We start from the raw sequence: 22,972 nt of genomic DNA on the forward strand, positions 1-22,972 counted from the left end.
ACGACTGCGGTGAGTTCCTGGGAGTTTGGGACGACCTGCTGACCGATTTCGAAAAGCAGGGCGGGAACAACGGAGTCTTCCGCCTCGACAAGGGCCGCATCAGACGAATTGAATGAGGGCGAGCGACCCATTTGCCGCGCGTCTCGTGCAGGCTATCTCAGGCCGAAGAAACTCAGGATCGCGAGGATGATGACTATAGCCCCGACCAGCCAGATGATGTTGTTCATGACGTGCTCCTTCGCCCAAAATTGGTGCTGGAAGGACAACATCAGCAACAGCTAAAAGTTCCGGTGGTCGGGCCGTCGTCGAACCGGAAACAGCCGGCCATAGGCCTGCCCTCTACATACTAAACCGCAGCCCGGTGCTGCCACCGCTCGGCGGAGCGCTGGGCATGGGACGCAACCGGTGCTTCGCCCGACGCACGGGGTGCTGTAGATGATGAAAGGAGGGCAGCTGGCCGCCGGCGCTCAGCCTTTGGCTTTTGGCTTGGCGGCTGACTTGGCCTTGGCGGCGGCCGGATTGGCTGACTTGGCGGCCGCAGCCTTCTTCGGCGCAGCCTTGGCTTTCGGCTTCGCCGCTCCGTCGATCTCGGCGGTCGCCTGGTCCCAATGTTGCATGTCCGAGCCCTCGGGCCGCCCGGCCTGTTCCCAGATTTCGTGCGCCCGCTGGCGAATGCGTTCCTGCCTGTCGTCCGTCACTGTCGCCTCCGTGGTTGGGTCCAAATCGGATGGGTCCAAATCCCGGTAAACATTAGCCGAAATTTCGGCCGGCGTCTTGGGGCGTAAACGCGCAAGACGCCGCGATTTCCTTTAGTGGTCGTTGGACAGGACCGCGACACCCAGCAATGCCGCCTTCTTGGTAATCAGCCCGGCGAGATCGGCGTCGGAGCGCTCTGTGCCGGTGCGTCGGCGCAGTTCGGTGATCGCCTCCCTCATGGACAGCAAGCCGGTGCTTCGCTCGGCCAGCAGCTTGTCGCAACAGGCCGCGACATTGGTGGAGTTTGGGGTCTCGACATGCGGCAACATGGGAATGCTCCTTTGAACAAACCCGTTGCCCGCCGTCTCCTCTCGAAGACGGCGGGACAGGTATCATGCATCACTGGATGACTTCGACGACCCTGCGTGTGCCGGGGTCCACCAGCACGGTGTGGTCGCCGACGACCGTGTATCTGTATTGAGTGTCGGGAACTTCCTGCAGCTCTACGGTGTCGGGCAGAATAGAGCCGACATTAAGCTCGACGCCGAGAAGGTTTATCGAAGCCAGCGGGTGCCGGTGCACATATTCGCGGATGACCGTTCTTTCTTCGGGCGTGATCACGACCGCCTGCGGCTGGGTTGTAACAACCACGTCCTCCGCGGCGGCGACACCAACGCCTGCAAGAAGAAGCAGCGCGGCGGCGGAAGGAATGAGGGTTTTCATCGTTCTCTCCTGTTTGGTGTTGGCGAGCTTCGCCCTCGCCTCCGCCTTGGCGGAAACATCCACAGGTCGATAAGTGGCGAGCTCTGAAGGCAAACGCCGCCACAAGGCTGTTGTTCCGTAAGTCGGGACTAATTGATCGGCGTGTCGGCTATGGTTTGCGGCTCTCTGCCCTGGCCTTTTGCGTGCGAGAGACGACGCGATGGCCGCATCCCAGGCGATCGTCTTGTCGGTCCCAGCCATTGGCAAAGCCAACTTGCGCCTCGCCGGATCCCGCCTAGCCAGAACGGGAACCGGACCGGCCCTGTTTGCATTGAAGGGCCGGTCCATCAGGGAGGTTCTCCACATGCACGACATGCCTTTCCATGCTCCGCTGACAATTGCCGTCGGGGCCGGCTTCAAGCGCGAAATCGCTTCGCTGGCCGAGATGCAGAATTTTCTGAAGGAATGGCCGGCGGCGCGGCGCGGTCCGGTCTACGCCACCGCCATCAGGGCCTGCGAGGCGGCGCGCGCCGGACATCTCACGGCCGACCAGGCACGGCGGGCCTTCATGGGGTTTGCCGAAACGGCGGGCATAGTGTGGACAGGCGTCGATCCCGTCACCGCGCTGCGGCAGGCCAAGACGAGAAGTGCGCGCAGCCGAGCCGAGCGGAATCGCCCCGTGCCGTGACTTGGGGCCGTTGCTATTGCTTCGGCTGCGCCGGCAACTCGCCGGGCTTGATCACCGGCGTCTTGCCCTCATTCGGCGCCGGCTGGGCCATGCCCTGGTCGCCGGTAGGCGGCGGGTGCAACACGCCGCCGCAAGTGTCGAGCTTGCCGGACAGGCCGCCATTGCCGCCACTGGCCGTCGACGGCTTCTGGCCGTCGTTCTGACCTTGCGGCTCGGCCTGGCACGGTCCGCCCGGCGCCGGGGCGTTCATCTGGTCGTCGGTCTGCGCGGCCGCCGGTCCGGCGAGCGCCAGCAGCAAGGCGCATGGCAAGAGTGGTTTCATGGTCCAACTCCTTTCCTGCAAGGCTTGTCCTTCGGGAATGGATGTCGGCGGCGATTGGTTCCGACCTGCGGCAAAGCGAACATTGCGACGGTTCGGCAAGGGGCTGCAAAAATCCGGTGCAGTCAGCTATGGATGCACGCTCCGAGGGAAATGCAAACGGCTAGGTCATGCAGCGCGAGAGCTATTCAATCATTGTCGAAATGGAAAATGCTGGCACGATCGACTGGGACGAGGTCGGCGCCGGCCTCGCCGCGCTTTCGCGCGAGATCAAGGCCGCGGCCCGCTTGGGATACATCGCCAGACAGGTGATTTTCGTTCATGCCGGAGAGGCCGGCGACACGCCGCTGTTGCGCCGCCAGATCGAAGACGCGGTGCCGGAACTCGCGCCGGCCCTCGGCTTTGCCGCCCTGCCCGGGGGGCGCTATTACGAGTTGAAGAACGAAGGAATTGCCCAGGCGACGGGCGACATCGTCGTGCTCTGCGATTCCGACACCGTCGCCCAGCCAGGCTGGCTGCCGGCCCTGCTGAAGCCGTTCGAGGACACGCGGACTGTCGCCGTGAACGGCCACACCTATCTCGAGCATGATGACTTTACCTCGCGGACATTCGCGCTGCTGTGGATCTTTCCGCTTCGCGACCATGATCGGCGCTTTGCCGCCAAGCGCGCCATGAACGCCAACAATTGCGCCATCCAGCGAAGCTGGCTCGCCGGCCATCCATTTCCGCACAACAACGGCTTCAAGGTGTCGTGTACGCTGCTTGACCGGCAACTGCGGGCGGAAGGCCACGACCTGGTCAAGGCCGAGGCGCTGGCCAGCCACTATCCGCCGCGCGGCTGGCGCTTCCTGTTGTGGCGCGCGCTGGTCACCGGCCGCGACGCGGACCGCAAATATACCGCGCTGAAATCCGCCTCGCGGCCACGGCGCGTTTTCAAGGCCATGCGCCGCTGGGCTTCGGCATCCTGGCGCGCCAGCCTGCGAATCGCGCTCCAGGCTCCGCGCACCGGCATGCCGGCGTGGCAGATACCCTTGGCCGTGGTCGTCGGGCTTGTCTTCAACGCACTGGTGTTCGTCGGCCAGATCAGCCTGGCGGCTGGTCTGGTGAAGGACGACGTCGAGCGCGTCCCGCCCTTTGTTGGCCACAGCTGACGGCACGCGTGCGGACGTCGAGTATCAGCGCCCTTACCTGCGCTGATACTCGACAGACCGTATGCGCGATTTTTTCGATTCGACCGGTTCGGGCCGGCGGATTGTCAATTCAGGGAGTGATCGCCCGCCCCTTGGGTAACGAAGGACGCCGCAATCAGGTCGTCGGCATCGATGCGTAGGGAGCCTTCGCCATCACCCATGATGGCCGCGACCTTCTGGAAAGTTCTCATCTCATGCTCGGTGATGCTTGCGCTGCGCATCCTAGCCCTCAGGTCAGCGACCCGCATCCCCAATGCGGGGGACGCTCCGATTTCACGCTTCGACATAATACCTTGCCTCCTCCCCAGCCCATTTCGCCGCCTCGCCGCTTCGCTGGCCCATGCTGCCTATCAATAAGGCAGCACGAAGTCAGACGCGGCAACGCGTGATTCCAAGGAAGGTTCCTGCTTGTACCTGCTTATATTAGTCACGAAATAATACGGGGCGGACCGGCCCTCCGCTCCGGCAAGCGGCGGGCCGTGCGATGCGGGTCACTGAATGATCTTCACGATCTTGCGTGTGCCGGGATCGACAAGCACGGTCTGGTTGTCGACGACGACATAGCGGTATTTGACATTGGGGACTTCATGCAATTCCACCGTATCGGGAAGTGCGGTGCCGACATTGAGCTCCACGCCGAGAAGCTTGACCGACGCCAGGGGCCGCTTGTGCACATATTCCCGAATGACGGTTTCCTGTTCAGGCTGGATGATGATGTCCTGGGCGGCCGCGGCGCCCACCCCTGCGAGCAACGACAATTTCGGCCACAAGGCCGGCGACAGATTGCTGATCGACGTGGCTGGCCGGCTGCGTGCGGCGGTGCGCGACAACGATACGGTCGCGCGTCTTGGCGGCGACGAATTCGCCATCATCCAGACCGGGATAACCGGACAGACGGATGTGTCGGCGCTTGCCCGGCGCATCATCGAGCGATTCCAGTCGCCCTTCACGGTCGCCGACAGCCCGGTCGTCGTCGGCGTCAGCATCGGCGTCGCGCTGGCGCCTGGTGACGCCCTGGGCAGCGACGAGCTGCTGCAGAAAGCCGATACCGCACTCTACCGCAGCAAGTCCGGCGGGCGCGGACAGTTGAGCTTCTTTGGGGAACCGCATCCTCCTTTGGGTGGATAGGTCAAAATATTCGCAAACGCTAATATGAATTGCGCAAGCAAAGCACCCAACCCTTGCGCCGAGCGCCGGCGGAGTTTCCTTTAGCTGCCTCGGCCGGCGCTCGTCATCGAGTGCCGCCTTGATCGCGATCAGATGGTGAGAAGTGCAAGCTGCGGAAACGCCTGCGCTCGCGAACTTTCCCGCATCGAGCCAACAGCGAAGCCAGCGCCGGCGACCTTGCGCTGATTTCGCCCGCCGCAAAAACGAATCCAGCAAAGCGCGCGATGCTCCAACGCCACACTTGCACCGAAAGGCGTATGGTCCTAAGTCCTAAGACATAGGTCGCATGCCGTGGGCCGAAAGCCCTCCGAGAGCGCGGCACAGTGTCAAGTTGCGACCGCACATGAAAGGTGCAACGCTCGAATTGGGTAGAGACATGGGCGGGCTTCCCGGGTTTCAATCGGTCCGGGATGTTCGATTGGCAAATGTATTTTCCGCAATTTCTTGTGGGAATGTCAGTAACGCTTGTCGTAATCCTTGGCTGGATTTACGCGACTACCGGGTCGTTTTGGCAATCGCTGGGCTGGACATTTGTTGCCGCCATGGTGCTGCAGGCAGGCTACTTCATCGCTGTGCTTTTACTCATCTATGGCCGCACCTCGTCGGCGGCCAAGGCCGACAAATCGCTCCCCGCGAAGGTGCCCGGGCCGTTCGAACGCGACGGCATCATCCACACCCTTCTGTCGCGGCTCTTTTAACCGGACGGCTTTGACCGGCGGCGCGGCGCACTCATCCAACGCTTGACTTGTCGCGCTCCAAGCACCGGGCCGGCGCCCTGGCGTCCGTTGCCGACGCCAGGGCAAAATTTTTCAGCCAGCGAGCCAGCGGCGCGCGCCAAGTGGACCCGCTACGCCATGGCATAGCAACCCACCCGGCAACGCAACATGACTCCGGTCAGCGAGGCGCAGACTTCAAGCCGGAGGCGGTGGGCACCGGTTCGGACGAGAAGACCACGAAGCCGAAGGTGAGCACAGCAGCGGCGACAATCATGGAGCCGGTGGCAACGACCGGCTCGATCGCCGTGTTGCCCTTCGCCAGCATCAGGTAGAGCGCCGGCAGCATCACCACCAGGCCGAGCGTATAGAGGCCGTAGTGGATCATCGCGATGCGGCGCGCGGCCTTGGCCGGATTGAGCGCATAGTAGCCGCCGAATATCGCGGAGGTTACCCAGCCCAGAAGGTTGATGTGGGCGTGCGCCGGAAAGGCGGCGTGATCTTGCGAGATCGCCATATGCAGGCCGATGGCGATGCCCACGATGAGAAAGACGATGGCCGTCTTGAAGAAAAGTTCCGAAACCCTAGGCATATTTTTTCTCCCCAATGCCTTTTAAACCCCGACATTGCGAAGGTTACACCCGGGAGCCGAGATTTTCCATGCCGTACTTGGGGTTAGCAACGGCTTTCGGCACCGCGATCCGATGCCGGCACGGGCGCCAGGTAGCGTGGAATGAAGGCGGCGGCGATCCCTTCACGTCGCTTCTGCGGCAGGTACTGCGGCATCGGGACCCTGTGCCGTTGTGACTCGGACAAGCCCTGCAACCGGGGCAAAGCCCGGCGGCAGGGCCGCTCGACAGGCTATTCGGTCTCTTCGGTCTCGTCCGGTTCCTCGGCAGCCGGGTCGGCCGGCGCGAGCTTGTCGGCCACCTGGTCGATCTTCTCATCGAGCACATCCTGTGCCCATTGCGTAACTTCGTCGTCGACCGGCTTGTTGGCCATCGCCTCCAGCGCGTCCTTGAGCGATGCATCGTCGGTGCCGACAGCGGCTTCGTCAGCCGCTGACTGGGCCGCAGCAGCCGCCGCCTCGGCGTCCGCAACCGCGGTCTCCTGGTCGGCGATCTGCGCTTCCAGATCCGCGATCTGTGCGGCCTTGGCCGCCTCTTCCTCGGGCGTTGCAGGCGTAAGCGCATTCGCCGCTTCGAGCTGCGCGTTCAGGTCGGCCAGCTTGGCCTGCTCGTCCGTCACGGCCGCGTTTGCCTCTTCAAGCGCGGCCTGAGCAACTTTGGCGTTCGCGGATGCCATCACAAAGGCCTGAACAGCGGCGAATTTCTTGCTCTTGGAGTTCATATAGGCGTTGACGTTGCGCTGCAGCGAATTCAGCGCGCCGAGCTTGGCATGGATATTCTTCTCCTTGGGCTCTTTCTCCTTGGCCTGCTGCTTGGCGGCGCCCTTGGTGGCCTTGCCTGCCTTCGCTCCGGCCTTGCTCGAGGATTGCCCGCCCGCCGACGACTTGCCCTGCGAACCGCTTTTGCTGGAGTTGCCGCCGCCATTGCCGCCGCTATTCCCGTTGCCGCCGCCATTGCCGTGGCCACCGCCGTTCCCGCCGCCATTGCCGCCGGCAGCGGCCAATGCGGGAGACGCCAGAAGCGCGAATGCCGCAAGCGCGGCAAAGAGAGTCTTTCGGGATGTCATGGGTATTTTCCTCCGAGAATCGCCACCTCACCCAACCGCTAATGAGGGCAATATGAGAAATTCCTAATGCCGTCGGTAAACTTTAGATAAATGTGTTTTCAATGCGAGAGCGAACCGGCCCATCAGCTAACAATTCGAATCGAGAAACCCTCCTAACATTTTGAATTTATTATCATCGACTGAACGAAAATCCCGGCTTGCGCCATTTGGACCGCAGAAGGCCCATGCCGGTCAGACCATGGTCCCAACGGGCGGCCAGCGGCACGAAAACGGTCGTCGCGTCGTTGATTGGGAAGCGCTGAAAGCAACGCCGAGTCGATGACGAGCCACGCGCTATGGCGCCCGCAAAATGTCGGCGCCCGGCTGCTCGTCGAACAGCACCGCACAGCCGCGCTCCAGCGCCACCGCCGATAGCGCATTGGCAACGGTCTCGTCCGGCGAGACGAAATCCCCGGTCAGCACACGCAACTCTTCCACGGCCCTCGCCATCGACACGAGCCGCCCTGCGGCGCGGTCGGTGGTGCAGGCATCTACGACACAAACGAGATCGATGATTTCGAAGCGGTCCATCTCAGGTCTCCGCAAAACAGGGTCCCTTCGAGCCAATCAACGCCGTGGCGCGCGACAATGTTCCGGGGCAGATCATGGACCTTCGTCGATGGTGCGCTGCCCACTGATGGCTGGCCAAAAAAACGAGATTCCGGCCTGAATCCACCCTTCATCGAAAGACATCCCCCCTGCCTTTGCCGACGGCTCAAAGGCAGCTTGACAAGAGACCCCATTTGTTCTCTTTTTGTTCGGCAAAAAAGTCCTTAAAACAGGCATGGCTAATGCTGCAATGCCGTAGGGTGGAACGGGATGGAAACCAGCGCCACCATCCTGCATGCCGATCTCGACGCCTTCTATGCCTCGGTCGAGCAGTTGCTCGATCCATCGCTGCGCGGCAAACCGATCGCCGTCGGCGGCGGCGTGGTGCTGGCTGCCTCTTATGAGGCCAGGGCGTTCGGCGTGCGCGGCGGCATGCCGGGGCGAAAAGCCCGCGAACTCTGTCCGCAGTTGATCTTCGTCGGCGGCCATTTCGGCGACTATCAGCGGCTCGGCGACGCCGCCATAAAAGTGCTCGACGATTTCACGCCGCTGGTCGAGCGCATCTCCATCGACGAGGCCTTTGCCGACGTCGCCGGCTGCACGCATCTGTTCGGGCCGCCGGCCGAGATCGCCGCCTCGGTGCGGCGCCGTGTGCGCGCCGAACTCGGCCTGCCCATTTCGATCGGCGTGGCGCGCACCAAGCACCTGGCCAAGATCGCTTCGCAGGTGGCCAAGCCCGACGGGCTGGTTGTTGTCGATCCCGCCAGCGAACTTGCCTTCCTGCACGATTTGCCGGTCTCCCTGATGTGGGGCGTCGGCCCGGCGACCAGGGCGCGGCTGGCCAGCATCGGCATCGAAACCATCGGCCAGCTGGCGCAAAGCCATAGCGGCGCGCTGGAGCGGCTGATCGGGCCGGCCGCCGGGCAAAAGCTTGCCGCACTGGCCTGGAACCGCGACCCGCGCCGGCTGGAGACGCATCGGCGTGCGCATTCGGCGGGCGCGCAGTCGGCTCTGGGCCGCAAGCCTGCCGTGGCGGATGTGTTCGTGCCAACCTTGCTGCATCTGGCCGACCGGGTGGCGAGCCGCCTGAGAGCCAAGCATCGGCCCGGCCGCACGGTGACGGTGCGCGTGCGCTTTGCCGATCTGCGCGCGGTGAGCCGCTCGATCACGCTTGACCAACCTATATCGGTGACGGCGATGCTGGCCGAGACCGCCGAGGAATTGGTGCGCGGCGTGCTTGCCGCCCACCCCGGCGAAAAGGTGATTTCGCTGCTGGCGATCTCGGTCTCGCATCTCGAGGAAAGCGCCGAATTGCAGCTGGAGCTGCCGCTCGGGCTTGCCGACGAGCGGCGCCGGCCCGGCAGCAAAAGGGGCCTGGCCCGCTTCGGCGCCGACCGCGCCGTCGACAAGATCCGCCAGCGCTTCGGCAAGCAGGCGGTCGGCTATGGCGTCGTAGCGCTGGAGGCGGCGCGTTCGGTTCCCGATGAATTCCGGGAGCTGGCGGAGAAGGAGCTTTAGAAGTCTACGGTCGCGGTTTAAAAATGTTCGGCACTGGTGTCGGACTAGCCAGGACCCGTTCGTCCTTGGGACATAGACCGGTAATTATAGGAGAAACGATATGCCCAGCACCGTACGCTTGCACCGCGTTCTGACAACCAGCCCGGAGAAGGTCTATCGCGCCTTCATCGAGGCGGACGCGCTGGCGAAATGGCTCCCGCCAAACGGTTTCACCTGCACGGTCCATCACCTGGAAGCAAAAGTCGGCGGTACATTCAAAATGTCCTTCCGAAACTTCACGACGGGCAACAGCCACTCATTTGGCGGCGATTATGTCGAGCTCGTTCCGGGTCAACGCCTTCGCTACACGGACACGTTCGATGATCCCAACCTACCCGGCGAGATACAGGTGACGGTGACATTGAAGAAGGTCTCGGTCGGCACGGAGCTGGACATCACGCAGGCAGGCATACCGGACGCCATTCCGGCCGAGGCCTGTTATCTCGGCTGGCAGGAGTCGCTGCGAAACCTGGCAAGGCTCGTCGAACCCGAGATCAATCAATAGAGGCTGATCGCGACCATGCGGCCGACTGTGACACTAAGGATGCCTCAGTCGGCACGGAGATCCCCCAGCGCTTCGGCAGGCACGCGGTCGGCTATGGCGCCGTGGCGATGGAAGCCGCGTGCTCGCTTCCCGATGAATTCCAGGAGCTGGCGGAGAAGGTGCTGTGAGAGTTATCGTCCGGATCGCAAGTAGCGATAGACTCTGACGCCGCCGCCGCGCCACGGCTCGCAAGCGATGCCGTCCTTGTCGGCATCGTGCGTCCCCGGCGCGCAGGAGCGAGGCCAACAATGCGAGCAACGGTGCAATTCGGGAAAGCAGCAAGGTGTCGGAGCGCCGTCAGCGGCGCGGATGCCGGCAAAGCCGTAGGCGAAGTAGCCTGACAAAACGATGAACGGCGCGAACAAGACCACCTATCTCAGCCTGCCGAGGCGGCGATGGTGACGAGGAGCCGCAGGCCAACGCAAGAATGGCAGAAGCATCCGTGGCACGCCCCCGTTTCAGTGCCCTGAAGAGACTAGCTTCAGCTGCTTGCCATGACAATGATGTCAGCACCAGGCGCAAGCGATGCGCGGACGTCAGAGCGCCGCCTCTCTGGCCTGCCGGGGCCGACTCGGAAAGCCAAGCAATTGGCTTCGCGGGCCACTTCGACGTCCCCTTGCGGGAGATTGACAGCTTCTGGGCTTTGCCGGGCTCTCCGCCTCACCCCATCGCCTGGCGGATGGATTTTGAAAAGCGGGCCAGGAAGGCCGGTCTCGACGCGGCGTCGAGCTTCCACGACAGCACCGCCGTCGCCATTTTGCGCGGCAGCAGGCCGACGGACAGAAACCAGGCGGCAAGGATGGCGCGCCGCCTGAGCGACGCCGTTATCTGGAGGCTGGCGACGGCGCCGGCCGCACCCAGGACCAGCCTGGAATCATTGGCCACCGGGTGCTGGTCTCTGTCGGCGCAGAGTGAGGCCAGCCGTTCTTCGAGGTGAACGGGATCGTGCAGGAAGGTTTTCGACGGCTCCACGGTCAGGCCGACACTGGAGACCTGGTCGGAAAGCGCCTCCAGGCGGTGGAAATCGTGCGTCACCCGCCAGCGCGCCCGCTCGGCGAGCTTTTCGCCGAAGACGGAATGGTTGGCGCCGTGGATTCGGTAGGCGCCGACGCACTCGTCGATCGACTGAACATGACCATATAGGGGCGCCAGCGTCGCAAGATAGCCGTCGGCGCCCTGGCGGAAATCGGCTTCGGGGATCGGCATGATCGTTTCCAGCGTCGTGCGGCCGAAGGCCAGCCCGCTTGTCACCGTCGTCTGGTAGCGCCCCTTGTGCAGGAGCTTCGGCATGACGTCGCCATCGTCGAACGGCAGTTCCAGCGGCGGGAAGACATCCTTGATGCGCTGCCGTTCGTCGACGATGTGGAGCCTCGATTGGACCTGGGCGGTTGCCGAATCCCAAGTCTCGACGATCCTGGAGATGGCGTCCGGATAGAGATAGTCGTCGGCGTCGAGAAACAGCACGATCTTGCCCGAGCTTGCCGCAAAGCCGGTGTTGAAGGCGGCGGCATGCCCGCCGTTCTTCGGCCTGAGACAAGCGCGGATCCTGTCGCCATAAGACTTTATGACTGCCGCCGAGCCGTCGCTCGACCGATCGTCGACGACGATGACCTCGACGTCCGCGTGGTCCTGGCCGAGCGCGCTGTCGACGGCGCGTTTCAGGAAGCGCGCGTAATTGTAGTTCGGAATGATGATGGAAACCGGAATCCGGCTCGGGACTGGATGCATCGCGTTTGACCTCGCATCTTGCTTTGGTTTCGGCGGAACCCACCCCGCTGAGCCCCGCGGGTCTCCCAGGAAAAGCCTGCGCTTTCCTTGAGAGAAAGCGCTTGCGCCTTCCCCGGGAAGACGAGGTGGGTCTGTCGTTGCGACTTCAGCTGAGCGGCCGCTTTTTGCCTTCGAGTATCCACGGGCGCCGGCATCGAACCGGCGGCGGCAAAGTGCTGGAATTCCCGGTCGCGGATGATGCCGCGGCTGGGCCGACGGAGTGGCGCTTCGTCAATTTGGTGTCGAAGCGGCCGCCCGTCGCCTTGAAGGCACAACCGATAGTGACCTCGAAACGTGGCCGGCACAACCCCCGCGCCAAGGATCTGCTCCCGCGGCCGCGCCATTGCCGTGCTTCAACGGCTCCGAAACCCGCAGAAAATCCGCCCGGCAGAAGAATCCTGCATACACAGCACGAAGGTCGATGTCGCAAATGCCGCGCTCACTCTATAATCTTCGCCCACAGGGGGAGATTGTGCGATTGCCTGGCACCTTCTTTGGGGATTATTCACAGTACTGGCGCAAGTTGTCGCTGGCCTTGCAGTTCTTCATCGCGGGCGGCATCGGGCTGCTGCTGGTGATGCTGGTGGTTGGCCTGTGGGTGACCTCGCAGATTCGGGAAGGCGTGATGCGCAATTCCGCCGCAACCACGGCACTTTACGTCGACAGCGTGATTGCGCCGCTGTTGCCCGACATGCGCACCAGCCGCGAACTCAGCGACACGGTCAAGCGGGCGCTGGACGAGACGCTCGGCCAGGGTGCGCTCGGCAAGCGGCTGGTCTCGTTCAAGCTGTGGCGGCGCGACGGCATGATCCTCTACGCCAAGGACACTGCACTGATCGGCAAGAGGTTCGAACCGAACGCCAATCTGGTCGCCGCCTTTGGCGGCAATGTCGTTGCCGAGTACAATGACCTCGACGACGACCCCGAAAGCCACGAGGAAAAGAGGGTGAACGCGCCGCTGTTCGAAATTTACAATCCGGTGCGCGAACCCTGGTCGGGCGAAGTGGTCGCGGTTTCGGAGTTCTACGAGATCGCCGACGAATTCCAGGCGACGCTGAACGCCGCCCTGTGGTCGAGCTGGCTGGTGGTGGCCGGCGCCACGGCGACGGCACTGGCGCTGTTGTCCGGCATCGTCTTTCGCGGCAGTCACACCATCCAGACACAGCGCGCCGCGCTCGAGGCAAAGGTCTCCGAATTGCAGGCGGCCTTGTCGCAGAACTCGTCGCTGCGCCAGCGCGTGCAGCGTGCTTCGCGCCGCGCCACCGCAATTAACGAACGCTATCTCAGGCGCATCGGCGCCGACCTGCATGACGGCCCGGCGCAGCTCGTCGCGCTGGCGGCGCTGCGGATGGACAGCCCCGTGCTGCTCGACTCCGGCTCGTCCAGCGAGCAGCGCGAAGCCGAGATCGCAGGCATCCATAAGACGCTCGGCGAGGCGATGCGCGAGATACGCGGCATCTGCAACGGCCTGGTGCTGCCGCAGATCGAGACGCAGGCCGTGATCGACATCCTGGGGCTCGCGGTGAGCGAGCACGAACGGCGGACTTCGAGCTCGGTGGCGCTGACGCTTCCGGCCCGCTTGCCGGAACTCGGCACTTCCGAGAAGATCAGCATCTACCGTTTCGTCCAGGAAGGGCTGAACAATGCCTGGCGGCATGGAAAAGGCAGGAACCAGGCGGTGAAAGCCGGGGTGAAAGGTGGCAGGCTGATTGTTGAAGTGATGGACGGCGGCCCCGGCTTCGAGCCCGGCAGAAGCGAAGGCCTCGGGCTTGCCGGCCTCAGGGAACGCATCGAGAGCATCGGCGGGCAGTTCGAAACCCTGTCGGGCCCGCAAGGAACACGATTGGTGATTTCACTCTCAGTTGAGGAGCAGCCGTGACCGGCAACATCCGCATCGCCATTGTCGACGACCATCCGCTGTTTCGCGAGGGCGTGGCGCGCAGCCTCGGCGAGATCGGCGGCTTCGAGCTGGTCGGGGAAGGCGCCAGCGCCGAGGACGCCGAAAGGCTGGCCCACACGATCGCGCCCGACATATTGCTGCTCGACATCAGCATGCCCGGCGGCGGGCTCAACGCCGCGGCCAGCATCCTGTCCGGGCACCCCGGCCAGAAGATCGTCATGCTGACCGTGTCGGAAACCAATGCCGACGTTGCCCAGGCGCTCAATGCCGGCGTGCGCGGCTATGTGCTGAAGGGTGTCGGTTCGAAGACACTGGCCGAGATTCTCGGCGATGTCGCGGCCGGCCAGAGCTATGTATCGCCGACACTGTCGGCCAAGCTCCTGTCGGACCTTTTGCAGCCGACGCACCGCAAGCCCGACCCGCTCAGCCAGCTCACCGGCCGCGAGACCGAGATCCTGCGGCTGGTGGCCGAAGGCTTGAGCAACAAGGAGGTCGCGGCCCGGCTGTCGCTGCAGGAAAAGACGGTCAAGCACCACATGACCAGGGTGCTGGCCAAGCTCAACGTGCGCAACCGCACGGAGGCGGCGTTATTGATGCATGAGGCGAAAGAGCGAGGGCAGTAAGGGAATAGGGCAGCAGGGCAGTAGAGGTATGGGAAACGGCCTCCCTACTGCCCTACTGCCTCCCCAAAACGTGTTACCCCCGCCCCCGGGGGCGGGGACGGGGGTGAAGTGAGAAACAGGGAGGGGGTAGTTCCCTGCCCTCACAAAGCCTTCAGGCGCGCCACATCCTCAGGCGTCGCCTCGCGTTCGATGATGGTGCGGCCGAGCGCATCCTGCATTTTGAAGCGGCCGTTCTCGATCTCCTCCTGCATGCCGTCGGGATGGATGACCGTGATCTTGTCGCCATCGACCTCGACCGTGTCGCCGGCCGCATTGACGTGGGTGCCATGGTTGCCCTGGTTGCCCTTGGCTTTGCCGGAGTTGCCCTGGCCGGCGTTTCCGGAGCCAGAATTGGCGCCGCCGCCAGCCGAGGATGAATTGCCACCGCCGTTGCCGTTACCACCGCCATTGCCGCCGCCATGGCCGCCGCTGTTCCCGCCGGCGGCGTAAGCTGCCGAGGGAGCGATGCCGGCGGCGCCGTAGAGCTTGACGTGGGATGGCGCGAGCGTAAGCGCCAATGCCGATGGGGTCAGCAAGGCGAGCCATCCCAGGCGGATCAACGACAGTCTACGCATCCTCCCCCCGTGTCGGCCTTTGGCGGTCTGGCCGAAACTGGCATGATAGAGTGGAACATCCATGCATCGGCGCGCGCGCGAAAGCGGCCCACGACCCTTGCCTTGCCCGTTGGGACTTTTTTGCCGCCGGGGCCGGACTTATGTCGCAACGCCGTCGCCAGGCCTGACGTTGATCGGCACCGCGCACGGGATGAAAACAGCGCAAACGAGGCCGGTTACAGGGCGTTAACCAACCCTCTTGGAAAACAGACGGCAATTCTTTAGGATTGAAGCGCGCGAAAAAAGCCGGACAGCACCAACGAACCGCGATGCGCCAAGGATTTCGTTTGCGGAAATGCAGCCGAAACCCAAAAAAATACCCCCGCCAAAGGCGGGGGCAAGGTGAGTAGCGGGAGTTCTGTCATACGATGATCAAGAACCGAAGAGACGAAGCAAAAGGTGGCAACCTGATTTTGCAGCGCTGACCTACGGTCCCGAAAAGATCACTTCCAGATAGAACCTCGCTCTCACAAACTCTTCAAACGCGCCACATCGGCTGCGGTTGCCGCTCTGTCGACGATGGTACGCCCAAGCGCATCCTCCATCCTGAAGCGGCCGTTTTCGATCTCTTCCTTCATCCCGTTTGGATGAGTAACCTTGATGCTCTTGCCGTTGATCTCGACCTTGTCGCCGGTCACGGTATTGGCGTCGTCGTCGGTCGAGGCCTTGTTTGCGCTGTTGCCCTTGCCCTTGCCGTTGCCGCCGCTGTTGCTGTTTCCACTGTTCCCGTTACCGCCGCCGCCGTTTCCGTTCCCGCCGCCGTTTCCGTTCCCGCCATTCCCATTGCCGTTGCCGCCCTTACCGGCATAGGCCTTGGTGGCGACTGGGCCGTCGAAAGAGAGATGAAAGGGCGCGATAACCAGCGCAAGCACCGTAAGCGCTCGCAAGAAAAACCTGCAGCCCATGCGCGGTTCGCGCATCCCACTCTCCCCATGCCGGTCACCCGGCCCGACTCCAAGCCGAAACCCCAACGGCATTGTCGAAGTGAAATCATTCACAAATCGGAGCGCCTTGCGGAAGTGGCCCACGACCCTTGTCTTGTCGATTAAGACTTTTGCGGAAACGGATTCAGACTTAAGTCCAATGCAACCTCCGGATGTGGTCCTGCATGCAGGCACGCGCAGCCTGGAACGGCCAGGAGTGGCTTAGCCGGCTAGGCATGGCCGGGGCCAAGCCGCCAGGCACGGCTAAAAAGACCGGCCCCTGCCGGTGCTGGTGACGCTGGGCGCCTGGGCAGCAAGCAACGCGGCGCCGATTGCGCGCGGGCAGGATCGCCGAGGAGTTCTCGGCGGGCGCACAAGCGGCACTGGAAGCCAAGACGGCAAAGCTTCGCCGAGCATATCGGGGTGGCGTAGCGCCAGACGCGAAAACCCTATTGGGGCGACGGCACCGGCGGCTTTGCCGTGACGGCGGTGCCGAAGGCAGCAGCGATGACCGCCGCGATGCCCAGGCACTGCAGCGCCGTCAGGTTCTCGCGCAGGAACAGGAAGCCCATCAGCGCGCCCAACGCCGGTTCCAGACAGGTGAGCGTGCCATAAACCCTGGCCGGCATCTTGGTCAGCGCCACCATTTCCAGCCAGAACGGCAGCGCGCTGGATAGCAGCCCGACAATTGCCGCGCTCAACAGAATTGATGGATTGCCTAGCACTGGCGCCGCGCCGGCAAGCCCGAAGGGCAGCGACAGCACCGCGGCGATCGCCATGCCATAGGCGACGGTGCGCCCGCCGAACTCGGCGCCGGCTTTCTGCGCAAAGACGATGTAGAGCGCCCAGCAACCACCGGCGGCCAGCGCCAACATCACGCCCACAGGATCGAGCGCCTGGCGCGCATCGGCAAAAGGCGACAACAGCACGATGCCGGCCACCGCCAGCGCCACCCAGACAAAATCCATTGCGCGCCGTGACGAGAGCGTGGCGACCAGCAGCGGGCCGGTGAATTCGAGCGCCACGCAGATGCCCAGCGGAATCCTGGTGAGCGCAGCATAGAAGAGGAGGTTCATGACGCAGAGCGTCACTCCGTAAGCGGCGAGCCACGGACGGACGGCGCGCGATGGCCTGACCCGCCAGGGCCTGAGCACGGCCGCCAGCATGAGCGCGCCGGCGACAAGCCTGAGCATCGTCGTGCCCTCGGCGCCCACCAGCGGAAACAGCCCCTTGGCGAAGGCGGCGCCGATCTGCACCGACATCATGGCGCCGAGCAGCGCGGCAAGGGGGATCGTGCCGGCTTCAGCCGCAGACTTTGCAATCGGCGTCGACGTCACCTTGCTCCGTTCCTCCCCTGCCGCTTGGATCGCGCCACGGCGTACAAAGGCATGGCTGGAGATAGGGCCAACCAGCCGGCCTGTCGTGAGGCACGGCAACCATGGTTGATGGGGCAAGGGCAAGCGATCTCACAAATTGCGAAACCTCCAACGCAGGACATGACAGAGAGGCGAAGGAACGCCACAACTTCATTTTGCGCCTCATCTCGCTGCATCGCACAAGCGTCCCGCATCTAGCTCACTCGCCGCGGAACGGCTCAAATCGAAAATCAGAAGAATTTTTATCTAAGTATCATCCACGCACTCGCAAAAGTTGCTAAGCATCCATCCAGAATACAACTCAATAAATACTTGAAAACAGCCAGAACAGGCGCTGGTTCATTCATATGGCACCCCGGCTACCGGGGGTGCCATTACCGAAAATGTCAAAATATGGGCGATCTCCAGCCATTTTTTTGACACCGGCATCACAGATGTGTTTCAACATGGCAAACATTTTGTGTTGCGCTGCAGCATAGCGTGAGACAATCGTTGCCGATTGGACAGGCGCGGGTGGAGGTTCCGGTATATTGACCAGAATGGGCGTTCCGCTGACCGGTTTCGAGGCCGTCCCGAGCGCAAGGCGCGGGCCACCGGCGGGCGATAGCGGAACGCTGTTGCATTCCACCGCCCGATGGCCTGGCGCGACATTGTTTCATTGTCGACATCGGATCGGCGGACGCGGCTGATGTCAAATCAGCGCAACATACAGCTGGATGCGCTGCGCGCCATTGCCGTGATGATGGTGCTGTACTCGCATTTCTTCGCCGCGGGCGGCTCCTCCTTCCTCGGCCATCTCGGCGTGCGGCTGTTCTTCGTGCTCTCCGGCTTCCTGATCACGCGGCTTCTGCTGGAAGCCCGCGCGGCCGCCGAATTCGAAGCCGGGCCGGCGCTGCGCTCCTTCTACATCAGGCGGGCACTGAGAATATTCCCGCCCTATTTCGCCGTGCTCGGCCTCGTCTGGCTGACCGATCTCGAACAGTCGCGTGGATCGCTTCTGTGGCACGCGCTCTATCTCTCCAATTTCTGGTACGCGCTGCGCAACGAGTGGACGCCCTGGCTGCTCTGCCATTTCTGGAGCCTGAGCATCGAGGAGCAGTTTTATATCGCCTGGCCGCTGATCGTGCTTCTGGCGCCGCGCCGGCGCATCGAGGCGATCACCATCGGCGTCATCGCGCTCTCGCTGGCCTACCGCTTCTACTGGCCTGTGACCGCCAACACAGCGCTCGCTCGCGACCTGCTGCCGCCTGCCTCAATGGACGCGCTGGCTTGCGGCGCGCTGCTCGCCATGCGGGCGGCCAGAGGCGCTGCCCTGCCGCAATGGATGCAGCGCGGCTGGCCGGCCTTCGCGGCCGCGTTCCTGGCGATCCAGTGGTTTATCCCGGCACCGGCCAATCCCATGCTGGAATGGGCCCATTGGCTGCTGCTGCAGGTGCTGCCGCTGGTGCCGCTGGTGGCCATTGTCGCTGCCTGTTCGGCCGGGCTTGGCGGCATCCTCGGCAAGCTTGCCGAACTGCCGCCGCTGCTTGCCCTCGGCCGCATCAGCTACGGCGTCTATCTCTATCACCCGATCCTTCTGGCCTATGCCGTCAAGGCGCAGCCCTGGATCCCGCTCAACGTCTCCGAGCAAGGGCCGGGACGGTTCCTCGTTGCGGGCGCCGCAACGATCGTCGTGGCGTCGATCTCCTGGCAGGTTTTCGAAAAGCCGCTCAACGGCCTCAAGCGCCATTTCCCCTATGTCGCCCGCCGCGCTGCCCACGAACGCGCAAGCGAGGCCGGCTGGTTCGGCAGGCCGGCCTATCCCACAGGATCGCCCGACGGCCGCGAGCCGCCGCGCAATCTCCGGCGAACGGGTGCCAGCCAATGACCGCCGCTCCGCTCGTTTCCGTTCTACTGCCGGTCTACAATGCCGGACCTTATCTCACTGCTGCGATCGGCTCGATCCTGCGGCAGGACTACGATCGCCTGGAGGTCATCGCGATCGACGATGGATCGACCGACAACTCGCTTGATATCCTCGAGCGACACTGCCGGGCCGACAATCGCGTCTCGATCATCTCGCGCGAAAACCGCGGCCTCGTCGCCACCCTGAACGAAGGCCTGGCCGTTGCCCGGGGCGAACTGGTCGCCAGGATGGATGCCGACGACATCGCCTATCCCTGGCGCCTGTCGCGCCAGGTGGCACTGTTCGACCAGCGGCCCGAGCTCGGCTTCTGTGGTGCCGGCATCGATACCTTGCTGCACGGCCGTATCGCCAAGGGCAGGCTCGATCCGGTGTTCCAGTTCAGCCTGCCCATATTGTCGATGTTCTTCACAATCTTCATGCACCCGACGGTGGTCTACAACAGGAAGGTCATCGACGAGGGTAGCCTCCACTACGATCCCGAATACAGGCACGCCGAGGATTTCGATCTCTTCGGCCGGCTTGCCCGCCGTTTCCCTGCGGCGATGATGCCGGAAAACCTGCTCGTCTACCGCATCCATCCTGGGAGCGTGACCAGCCGGCATACCAGGGACATGCGCCGGACGCATTTGCGGATCGTGGCCGAGAACCTCGAGAGCGAGGGCCTGGCGGACCGCATCGAGGATCTGCAGGCCATCGGCGATGCCGTCTCGTTCGACACGGTTGCGCGCGCCGCCCAGTTCATCGTTGCGCTGGAAGAACGGGTTTCCGCGCTGCCCGATGACATCAGGCCGAGCTTCGCGGCCGGTGCGCTCAACCTGTTCTATTTCCTCTACCAGCTCGTCGGCGACGAAAGGGAGCCTGCTCTGACGCATGAATTGCTGACGCGGACCGCGAAGTGGAACGTCATCCGGCGCCGCGAGAAATACGCGCTGCGCCCCGGACCCTGGGCGCCCCGGCTCAGCCTCGCCTCGATCGCGGCCGGCAAGAAGGCGGACCGGGTGGCGCAGTATTTCAAGACCAGGCCAGCCCGCACGGTGCTTGCGCCCTATCAGCGGGGGTTGGCATGAACGACCAGCCGCATCCGCTCCTGCAGCGCGATCGCCCGACGCCCTCGCCCGTCCATCCCCGGCCGGGGCAGAAGCCGGCGTTCGAGGTCAGCTTCATCATCTGCACGCGCGACCGCCTCGCCGTGCTCGAAGCCTGCATCAAGTCGGTCCAGGCCGCCTGCCGGGCGCATCCCGCCTTTGCCGCCGAGATGCTGGTGGTCGACAATGGCTCGATCGACCGTACGGCGGAGCGCCTCGCCTGCCTGGCCAAGACCTCGGACCTTCCGCTGACCGCCGTTTCGGAGCCGCGGCCCGGACTGGCGGCGGCGCGCAATGCCGGGCTGGCGCGGGCGCGCGGCCGCATTCTGGTGTTCGTCGACGATGATTGCGCGGTCGATCGCGACTATTTGCGCGACCTGATGCGGCACTATGCGAGCGGCGAGAAATGGCTGGTCCGCGGCGGTCGCGTCGAACTCGGCGACGCCCGGGACCTGCCCTTCACCATCAAGCGCTGCGAACAGCGCGAGCGGCTGACGCCGGCCGTCCATCCGGGCGGCTTCGTGCTTGGCTGCAACATGACCATGCACCGCGACGTCGCGGCCCGCATCGGACCGTTCGACGAGCGTTTTGGCGCCGGCGGCCCGCTGCGCTCGGCGGAAGACACCGACTATCTCGTACGCGCAATGCTGCTCGGCATTCCAGTCGAATACGTGCCCGACATGACGATCTTCCACCATCACGGCCGGCGCGACCGCAAGTCGATCGACAGGCTGCACCGCGATTATAGCCTCGGCAATGGCGCGCTGTGCCTGAAGCATGTGCGGCGCGCACCCTGGCTGCTGCGGCATTTCTACTGGGCGGCGCGGTCGGCCATGCGCGAGCTTGCCGGCGGCCCGCGCTTCGACCACGATCTCGGCCTGTCGCATTGGCCCGTCGTCGCCATGAACCTTGCTGGTGCCGCAAGATTTGCGCTGCTTTTGATGGTCGGATGGCGCAGGCAGCCACGGCTGCTAGCGGATCGGCAGGCCAATGAAGCCGGCGCGGAGGCCAGGGCACGCTAATGAAGCTGATGCCGCCAGCCCTACCGATGCTGCGCCGCGCGCTTGGCGGCGGGCTGCTGCGGCTTGTTCCCGCCGTGGTGGTGCTCGGCCTGGCGGGTGCGGCCCTTGAAGGCCTCGGCATCGGCCTGATCATTCCGCTGCTCGGCATCATCATGGGGCATGGCGACACGGTCGGCATGGCCGGCTTCTCCGCCCTCCTCCAGCAGGTTGGAGCGGGCCTTGGCGAGCGCGAGCGGCTGATTGCCATTTCGGCCGCCATCCTCGGCTCGATCGTGCTGAAGAACGTCCTTGCCTTCGCCAACACGCTGCTCACCGCCCATATCTACGGCAAGGCAAGCTATGCGATCCGCAGCGCCCTGTCGGAGCGGCTGCTCAGGATCGGCTACCCGTTCTTCCTGCAGCAGAGCCCCGGTCGGCTGCTCAACATCATCTCCAACGAATCCTGGCGGGCCTCGGACGCGATCCAGGCCCTGTTCGGCGCGATCGTCAGCGCCTCGGCCGCCATCATCCTGCTCGCCTTCCTGATGCTCTTATCCTGGCAGATGACGCTGCTGGTGACGCTCGGGCTGGCGCTGGTGCAACTGGCGCACGCCCTGCTGTCGGCCAATCTGAAGGTGCCGAGCCGCGGCGTCGCGGCGCGTAACAGCGCGCTCGCCTCGCAGATGCTGCATCTGGTGCATGCCGGACGCCTGATCCGCATCTTCGGCCAGGAGGACCGCGAGAAGGCGGTGTTCGACAGGGCGTCCGACGGAGTGCGGCGTGCCGCCTTCGTGCTCTCGACCCGCCAGGGCGTCTTGCCGCCGCTGACCGAGGTTCTGCATGCCATGCTGTTCCTGATGGTGGTGATCGGCGCCTGGCTCGCCAATGTCAGCTTCCCGCTGACCGCCGCCTTCCTCATCCTGCTCTATCGGCTGCAGCCGCATATGCGTGCCCTGCAGATGTCATGGAGCCAGTTGCAAGGCCTCTCCGGCTCGCTGGAAGAGGTGCAATGGCTGCTCGACCCCGCAGGCAAGCCGGCGGCGCCGCAAGGCAGCCGGCCCTTCGACGGCCTGCGCCAGGCGATTAGCTTCGACGATGTCAGCTTCACCTATGCGGGCGCAGCCTCCACTCCCGGTCCGGATGCGCGCGGAGCGGTGCTGCACCAGGCCACGTTCACCATCCGCAGCGGCCGCTCGACGGCGCTGATCGGCCGTTCGGGTGCCGGCAAGACGACGATCGTCAACCTGCTCTGCCGCTTCGTCGAGCCCGATGGCGGCAGCATTCTGGTCGACGGGGCCTCGCTCGGCGAGATCGACCCCGGCCAATGGCGCAAGAACATCGCCTTAGCCAGCCAGGAGCTGGAACTGGTGGACGGCACGATCCTCGACAACATCGTCTACGGCCACGACACCGCCTCGGCCGGCGACGCCGAGCGCGCCGCAAAGCTGGCCGAGGCGCATGAATTCATCGAGCATTTGCCGCAGGGCTACAAGACGCTGGTCGGCTGCCGGGGCGTCAACCTGTCGGCCGGGCAAAGGCAGCGCATCGCGCTGGCGCGCGCACTGGTGCGCGATCCCGACATACTGATCCTCGACGAAGCCACCAATGCGGTGGACGGGCTTTCGGAGGCGGCCATCGTCGAGACGCTGAAGTCGCGCGCCGGTCGCCGCACCACCATCGTCATCAGCCACCACCACAGCACCATCTCGTTCTGCGACGATGTGGTGATCCTGAGCCACGGCCGGGTGAAGAAGCAAGCCCCCTTCGCGGCGCTGGCAAAGCTCAGCATGGACGAGCTTTATCAGCATGGGCCGGGGGAGATTTAGGCTGCGCCCCTACCTCCCCCTTGTGGGGAGGTAGGGCCGAAGGTCCGGGTGGG

The 22,972-nt window shown here is 64.0% G+C and carries 25 protein-coding genes; 12 read left to right on the forward strand and 13 right to left on the reverse strand.

Annotation, left to right across the window (positions count from 1 at the left end; translation table 11 throughout):
* Positions 1-467 precede the first annotated feature (467 nt).
* From D3227_RS31220 to D3227_RS31230, 3 genes are all read right to left on the reverse strand, one after another.
* Positions 468-698: a DUF2934 domain-containing protein gene (locus tag D3227_RS31220; protein WP_120018045.1), complete on the reverse strand. Its 231-nt coding sequence runs from the start codon at positions 696-698 to the stop codon at positions 468-470.
* 111 nt (positions 699-809) lie between these two features.
* The gene (locus tag D3227_RS31225; protein WP_120018046.1) at positions 810-1,025 is read right to left on the reverse strand and encodes a hypothetical protein; all 216 of its coding nucleotides are present in this window, start codon (positions 1,023-1,025) and stop codon (positions 810-812) included.
* Between the two features lie 70 nt (positions 1,026-1,095).
* Entirely contained in the window at positions 1,096-1,419 is a 324-nt protein-coding gene (locus D3227_RS31230; RefSeq protein WP_120018069.1) for a DUF1236 domain-containing protein, read from the reverse strand.
* A gap of 343 nt (positions 1,420-1,762) precedes the next feature.
* Between D3227_RS31230 and D3227_RS31235 the strand changes: the two genes are divergently transcribed.
* On the forward strand, positions 1,763-2,086 hold the full coding sequence (locus D3227_RS31235) for a DUF982 domain-containing protein (protein WP_120018070.1): 324 nt from the start codon (positions 1,763-1,765) through the stop codon (positions 2,084-2,086).
* A gap of 13 nt (positions 2,087-2,099) precedes the next feature.
* Here D3227_RS31235 and D3227_RS31240 read toward each other — a convergent pair whose 3' ends face one another.
* The gene (locus D3227_RS31240; protein ID WP_120018047.1) at positions 2,100-2,408 is read right to left on the reverse strand and encodes a hypothetical protein; all 309 of its coding nucleotides are present in this window, start codon (positions 2,406-2,408) and stop codon (positions 2,100-2,102) included.
* Positions 2,409-2,575: 167 nt separating this feature from the next.
* On the opposite strand from D3227_RS31240, the gene D3227_RS31245 reads away from it, so the two are divergent.
* Positions 2,576-3,556, forward strand: a complete 981-nt coding sequence (locus tag D3227_RS31245) for a glycosyltransferase family 2 protein (protein WP_120018048.1) — start codon at positions 2,576-2,578, stop codon at positions 3,554-3,556.
* A 104-nt stretch (positions 3,557-3,660) separates the two neighbouring features.
* Here D3227_RS31245 and D3227_RS31250 read toward each other — a convergent pair whose 3' ends face one another.
* Together D3227_RS31250 and D3227_RS31255 are read right to left on the reverse strand one after the other, a co-directional pair.
* The gene (locus D3227_RS31250; protein WP_120018049.1) at positions 3,661-3,882 is read right to left on the reverse strand and encodes a hypothetical protein; all 222 of its coding nucleotides are present in this window, start codon (positions 3,880-3,882) and stop codon (positions 3,661-3,663) included.
* A gap of 204 nt (positions 3,883-4,086) precedes the next feature.
* Positions 4,087-4,353 carry a DUF1236 domain-containing protein gene (locus D3227_RS31255; RefSeq protein ID WP_425374572.1) on the reverse strand — a complete coding sequence of 89 codons (267 nt, stop codon included), beginning with the start codon at positions 4,351-4,353 and terminating at the stop codon, positions 4,087-4,089.
* 25 nt (positions 4,354-4,378) lie between these two features.
* Between D3227_RS31255 and D3227_RS31260 the strand changes: the two genes are divergently transcribed.
* Together D3227_RS31260 and D3227_RS31265 are read left to right on the forward strand one after the other, a co-directional pair.
* Entirely contained in the window at positions 4,379-4,723 is a 345-nt protein-coding gene (locus D3227_RS31260; RefSeq protein WP_167480930.1) for a diguanylate cyclase domain-containing protein, read from the forward strand.
* A 464-nt stretch (positions 4,724-5,187) separates the two neighbouring features.
* The gene (locus D3227_RS31265; protein ID WP_120018050.1) at positions 5,188-5,460 is read left to right on the forward strand and encodes an exopolysaccharide production repressor protein; all 273 of its coding nucleotides are present in this window, start codon (positions 5,188-5,190) and stop codon (positions 5,458-5,460) included.
* A gap of 196 nt (positions 5,461-5,656) precedes the next feature.
* Here D3227_RS31265 and D3227_RS31270 read toward each other — a convergent pair whose 3' ends face one another.
* From D3227_RS31270 to D3227_RS31280, 3 genes are all read right to left on the reverse strand, one after another.
* A complete protein-coding gene (locus tag D3227_RS31270) occupies positions 5,657-6,067 on the reverse strand; it encodes a hypothetical protein (protein ID WP_120018051.1) in 411 nt (136 codons plus the stop codon).
* A 269-nt stretch (positions 6,068-6,336) separates the two neighbouring features.
* Positions 6,337-7,170, reverse strand: a complete 834-nt coding sequence (locus D3227_RS31275; RefSeq protein ID WP_120018052.1) for a hypothetical protein — start codon at positions 7,168-7,170, stop codon at positions 6,337-6,339.
* Positions 7,171-7,503: 333 nt separating this feature from the next.
* A complete protein-coding gene (locus D3227_RS31280) occupies positions 7,504-7,740 on the reverse strand; it encodes a hypothetical protein (RefSeq protein WP_120018053.1) in 237 nt (78 codons plus the stop codon).
* 288 nt (positions 7,741-8,028) lie between these two features.
* On the opposite strand from D3227_RS31280, the gene dinB reads away from it, so the two are divergent.
* Positions 8,029-9,276: a DNA polymerase IV gene (gene dinB / locus D3227_RS31285; protein WP_120018054.1), complete on the forward strand. Its 1,248-nt coding sequence runs from the start codon at positions 8,029-8,031 to the stop codon at positions 9,274-9,276.
* A gap of 100 nt (positions 9,277-9,376) precedes the next feature.
* Positions 9,377-9,820, forward strand: a complete 444-nt coding sequence (locus D3227_RS31290; RefSeq protein WP_120018055.1) for an SRPBCC family protein — start codon at positions 9,377-9,379, stop codon at positions 9,818-9,820.
* 699 nt (positions 9,821-10,519) lie between these two features.
* Here D3227_RS31290 and D3227_RS31300 read toward each other — a convergent pair.
* The gene (locus D3227_RS31300) at positions 10,520-11,587 is read right to left on the reverse strand and encodes a glycosyltransferase family 2 protein (protein ID WP_120018056.1); all 1,068 of its coding nucleotides are present in this window, start codon (positions 11,585-11,587) and stop codon (positions 10,520-10,522) included.
* 562 nt (positions 11,588-12,149) lie between these two features.
* On the opposite strand from D3227_RS31300, the gene D3227_RS31305 reads away from it, so the two are divergent.
* The gene (locus D3227_RS31305) at positions 12,150-13,505 is read left to right on the forward strand and encodes a sensor histidine kinase (protein ID WP_120018073.1); all 1,356 of its coding nucleotides are present in this window, start codon (positions 12,150-12,152) and stop codon (positions 13,503-13,505) included.
* The gene (locus D3227_RS31310; RefSeq protein WP_120018057.1) at positions 13,502-14,149 is read left to right on the forward strand and encodes a LuxR C-terminal-related transcriptional regulator; all 648 of its coding nucleotides are present in this window, start codon (positions 13,502-13,504) and stop codon (positions 14,147-14,149) included. Before D3227_RS31305 ends, D3227_RS31310 begins: the two co-directional genes overlap by 4 nt.
* Positions 14,150-14,289: 140 nt before the next feature.
* Here D3227_RS31310 and D3227_RS42305 read toward each other — a convergent pair whose 3' ends face one another.
* From D3227_RS42305 to D3227_RS31320, 3 genes are all read right to left on the reverse strand, one after another.
* Complete coding sequence (locus tag D3227_RS42305; RefSeq protein ID WP_245451949.1) at positions 14,290-14,763, reverse strand: hypothetical protein; 474 nt, start codon at positions 14,761-14,763, stop codon at positions 14,290-14,292.
* A gap of 506 nt (positions 14,764-15,269) precedes the next feature.
* Positions 15,270-15,722 (reverse strand): hypothetical protein, encoded by a 453-nt coding sequence (locus tag D3227_RS41895; protein WP_167480932.1) that lies wholly within the window; start codon positions 15,720-15,722, stop codon positions 15,270-15,272.
* Between the two features lie 452 nt (positions 15,723-16,174).
* Positions 16,175-17,062 (reverse strand): EamA family transporter, encoded by an 888-nt coding sequence (locus D3227_RS31320; protein ID WP_120018074.1) that lies wholly within the window; start codon positions 17,060-17,062, stop codon positions 16,175-16,177.
* 727 nt (positions 17,063-17,789) lie between these two features.
* Between D3227_RS31320 and D3227_RS31325 the strand changes: the two genes are divergently transcribed.
* From D3227_RS31325 to D3227_RS31340, 4 genes are read left to right on the forward strand one after another with little or no spacing between them, the layout of a single operon-like run.
* Positions 17,790-18,968 (forward strand): acyltransferase family protein, encoded by a 1,179-nt coding sequence (locus D3227_RS31325; protein ID WP_120018075.1) that lies wholly within the window; start codon positions 17,790-17,792, stop codon positions 18,966-18,968.
* Complete coding sequence (locus D3227_RS31330) at positions 18,965-20,074, forward strand: glycosyltransferase family 2 protein (RefSeq protein ID WP_120018058.1); 1,110 nt, start codon at positions 18,965-18,967, stop codon at positions 20,072-20,074. The genes D3227_RS31325 and D3227_RS31330 overlap by 4 nt, the downstream gene beginning before the upstream one ends.
* Entirely contained in the window at positions 20,071-21,114 is a 1,044-nt protein-coding gene (locus D3227_RS31335) for a glycosyltransferase family 2 protein (RefSeq protein ID WP_120018059.1), read from the forward strand. Before D3227_RS31330 ends, D3227_RS31335 begins: the two co-directional genes overlap by 4 nt.
* Positions 21,114-22,919: an ABC transporter ATP-binding protein gene (locus D3227_RS31340; RefSeq protein WP_120018060.1), complete on the forward strand. Its 1,806-nt coding sequence runs from the start codon at positions 21,114-21,116 to the stop codon at positions 22,917-22,919. The genes D3227_RS31335 and D3227_RS31340 overlap by 1 nt, the downstream gene beginning before the upstream one ends.
* Positions 22,920-22,972: the final 53 nt, after the last annotated feature.

Source organism: Mesorhizobium waimense, from assembly GCF_003601975.1.
Classification (GTDB): domain Bacteria; phylum Pseudomonadota; class Alphaproteobacteria; order Rhizobiales; family Rhizobiaceae; genus Mesorhizobium; species Mesorhizobium waimense.

What these genes read in the sequence shown, in the direction of transcription:
- D3227_RS31225 (WP_120018046.1), bottom strand. Translation starts at nt 1,025, where the DNA reads ATGTTGCCGCATGTCGAGACCCCAAACTCCACCAATGTCGCGGCCTGT.
- D3227_RS31230 (WP_120018069.1), bottom strand. Translation starts at nt 1,419, where the DNA reads ATGAAAACCCTCATTCCTTCCGCCGCCGCGCTGCTTCTTCTTGCAGGC.
- D3227_RS31235 (WP_120018070.1), top strand. Translation starts at nt 1,763, where the DNA reads ATGCACGACATGCCTTTCCATGCTCCGCTGACAATTGCCGTCGGGGCC.
- D3227_RS31240 (WP_120018047.1), bottom strand. Translation starts at nt 2,408, where the DNA reads ATGAAACCACTCTTGCCATGCGCCTTGCTGCTGGCGCTCGCCGGACCG.
- D3227_RS31245 (WP_120018048.1), top strand. Translation starts at nt 2,576, where the DNA reads ATGCAGCGCGAGAGCTATTCAATCATTGTCGAAATGGAAAATGCTGGC.
- D3227_RS31250 (WP_120018049.1), bottom strand. Translation starts at nt 3,882, where the DNA reads ATGTCGAAGCGTGAAATCGGAGCGTCCCCCGCATTGGGGATGCGGGTC.
- D3227_RS31265 (WP_120018050.1), top strand. Translation starts at nt 5,188, where the DNA reads ATGTATTTTCCGCAATTTCTTGTGGGAATGTCAGTAACGCTTGTCGTA.
- D3227_RS31270 (WP_120018051.1), bottom strand. Translation starts at nt 6,067, where the DNA reads ATGCCTAGGGTTTCGGAACTTTTCTTCAAGACGGCCATCGTCTTTCTC.
- D3227_RS31275 (WP_120018052.1), bottom strand. Translation starts at nt 7,170, where the DNA reads ATGACATCCCGAAAGACTCTCTTTGCCGCGCTTGCGGCATTCGCGCTT.
- D3227_RS31280 (WP_120018053.1), bottom strand. Translation starts at nt 7,740, where the DNA reads ATGGACCGCTTCGAAATCATCGATCTCGTTTGTGTCGTAGATGCCTGC.
- dinB (WP_120018054.1), top strand. Translation starts at nt 8,029, where the DNA reads ATGGAAACCAGCGCCACCATCCTGCATGCCGATCTCGACGCCTTCTAT.
- D3227_RS31290 (WP_120018055.1), top strand. Translation starts at nt 9,377, where the DNA reads ATGCCCAGCACCGTACGCTTGCACCGCGTTCTGACAACCAGCCCGGAG.
- D3227_RS31300 (WP_120018056.1), bottom strand. Translation starts at nt 11,587, where the DNA reads ATGCATCCAGTCCCGAGCCGGATTCCGGTTTCCATCATCATTCCGAAC.
- D3227_RS42305 (WP_245451949.1), bottom strand. Translation starts at nt 14,763, where the DNA reads ATGCGTAGACTGTCGTTGATCCGCCTGGGATGGCTCGCCTTGCTGACC.
- D3227_RS41895 (WP_167480932.1), bottom strand. Translation starts at nt 15,722, where the DNA reads ATGCGCGAACCGCGCATGGGCTGCAGGTTTTTCTTGCGAGCGCTTACG.
- D3227_RS31325 (WP_120018075.1), top strand. Translation starts at nt 17,790, where the DNA reads ATGTCAAATCAGCGCAACATACAGCTGGATGCGCTGCGCGCCATTGCC.
- D3227_RS31330 (WP_120018058.1), top strand. Translation starts at nt 18,965, where the DNA reads ATGACCGCCGCTCCGCTCGTTTCCGTTCTACTGCCGGTCTACAATGCC.
- D3227_RS31335 (WP_120018059.1), top strand. Translation starts at nt 20,071, where the DNA reads ATGAACGACCAGCCGCATCCGCTCCTGCAGCGCGATCGCCCGACGCCC.
- D3227_RS31340 (WP_120018060.1), top strand. Translation starts at nt 21,114, where the DNA reads ATGAAGCTGATGCCGCCAGCCCTACCGATGCTGCGCCGCGCGCTTGGC.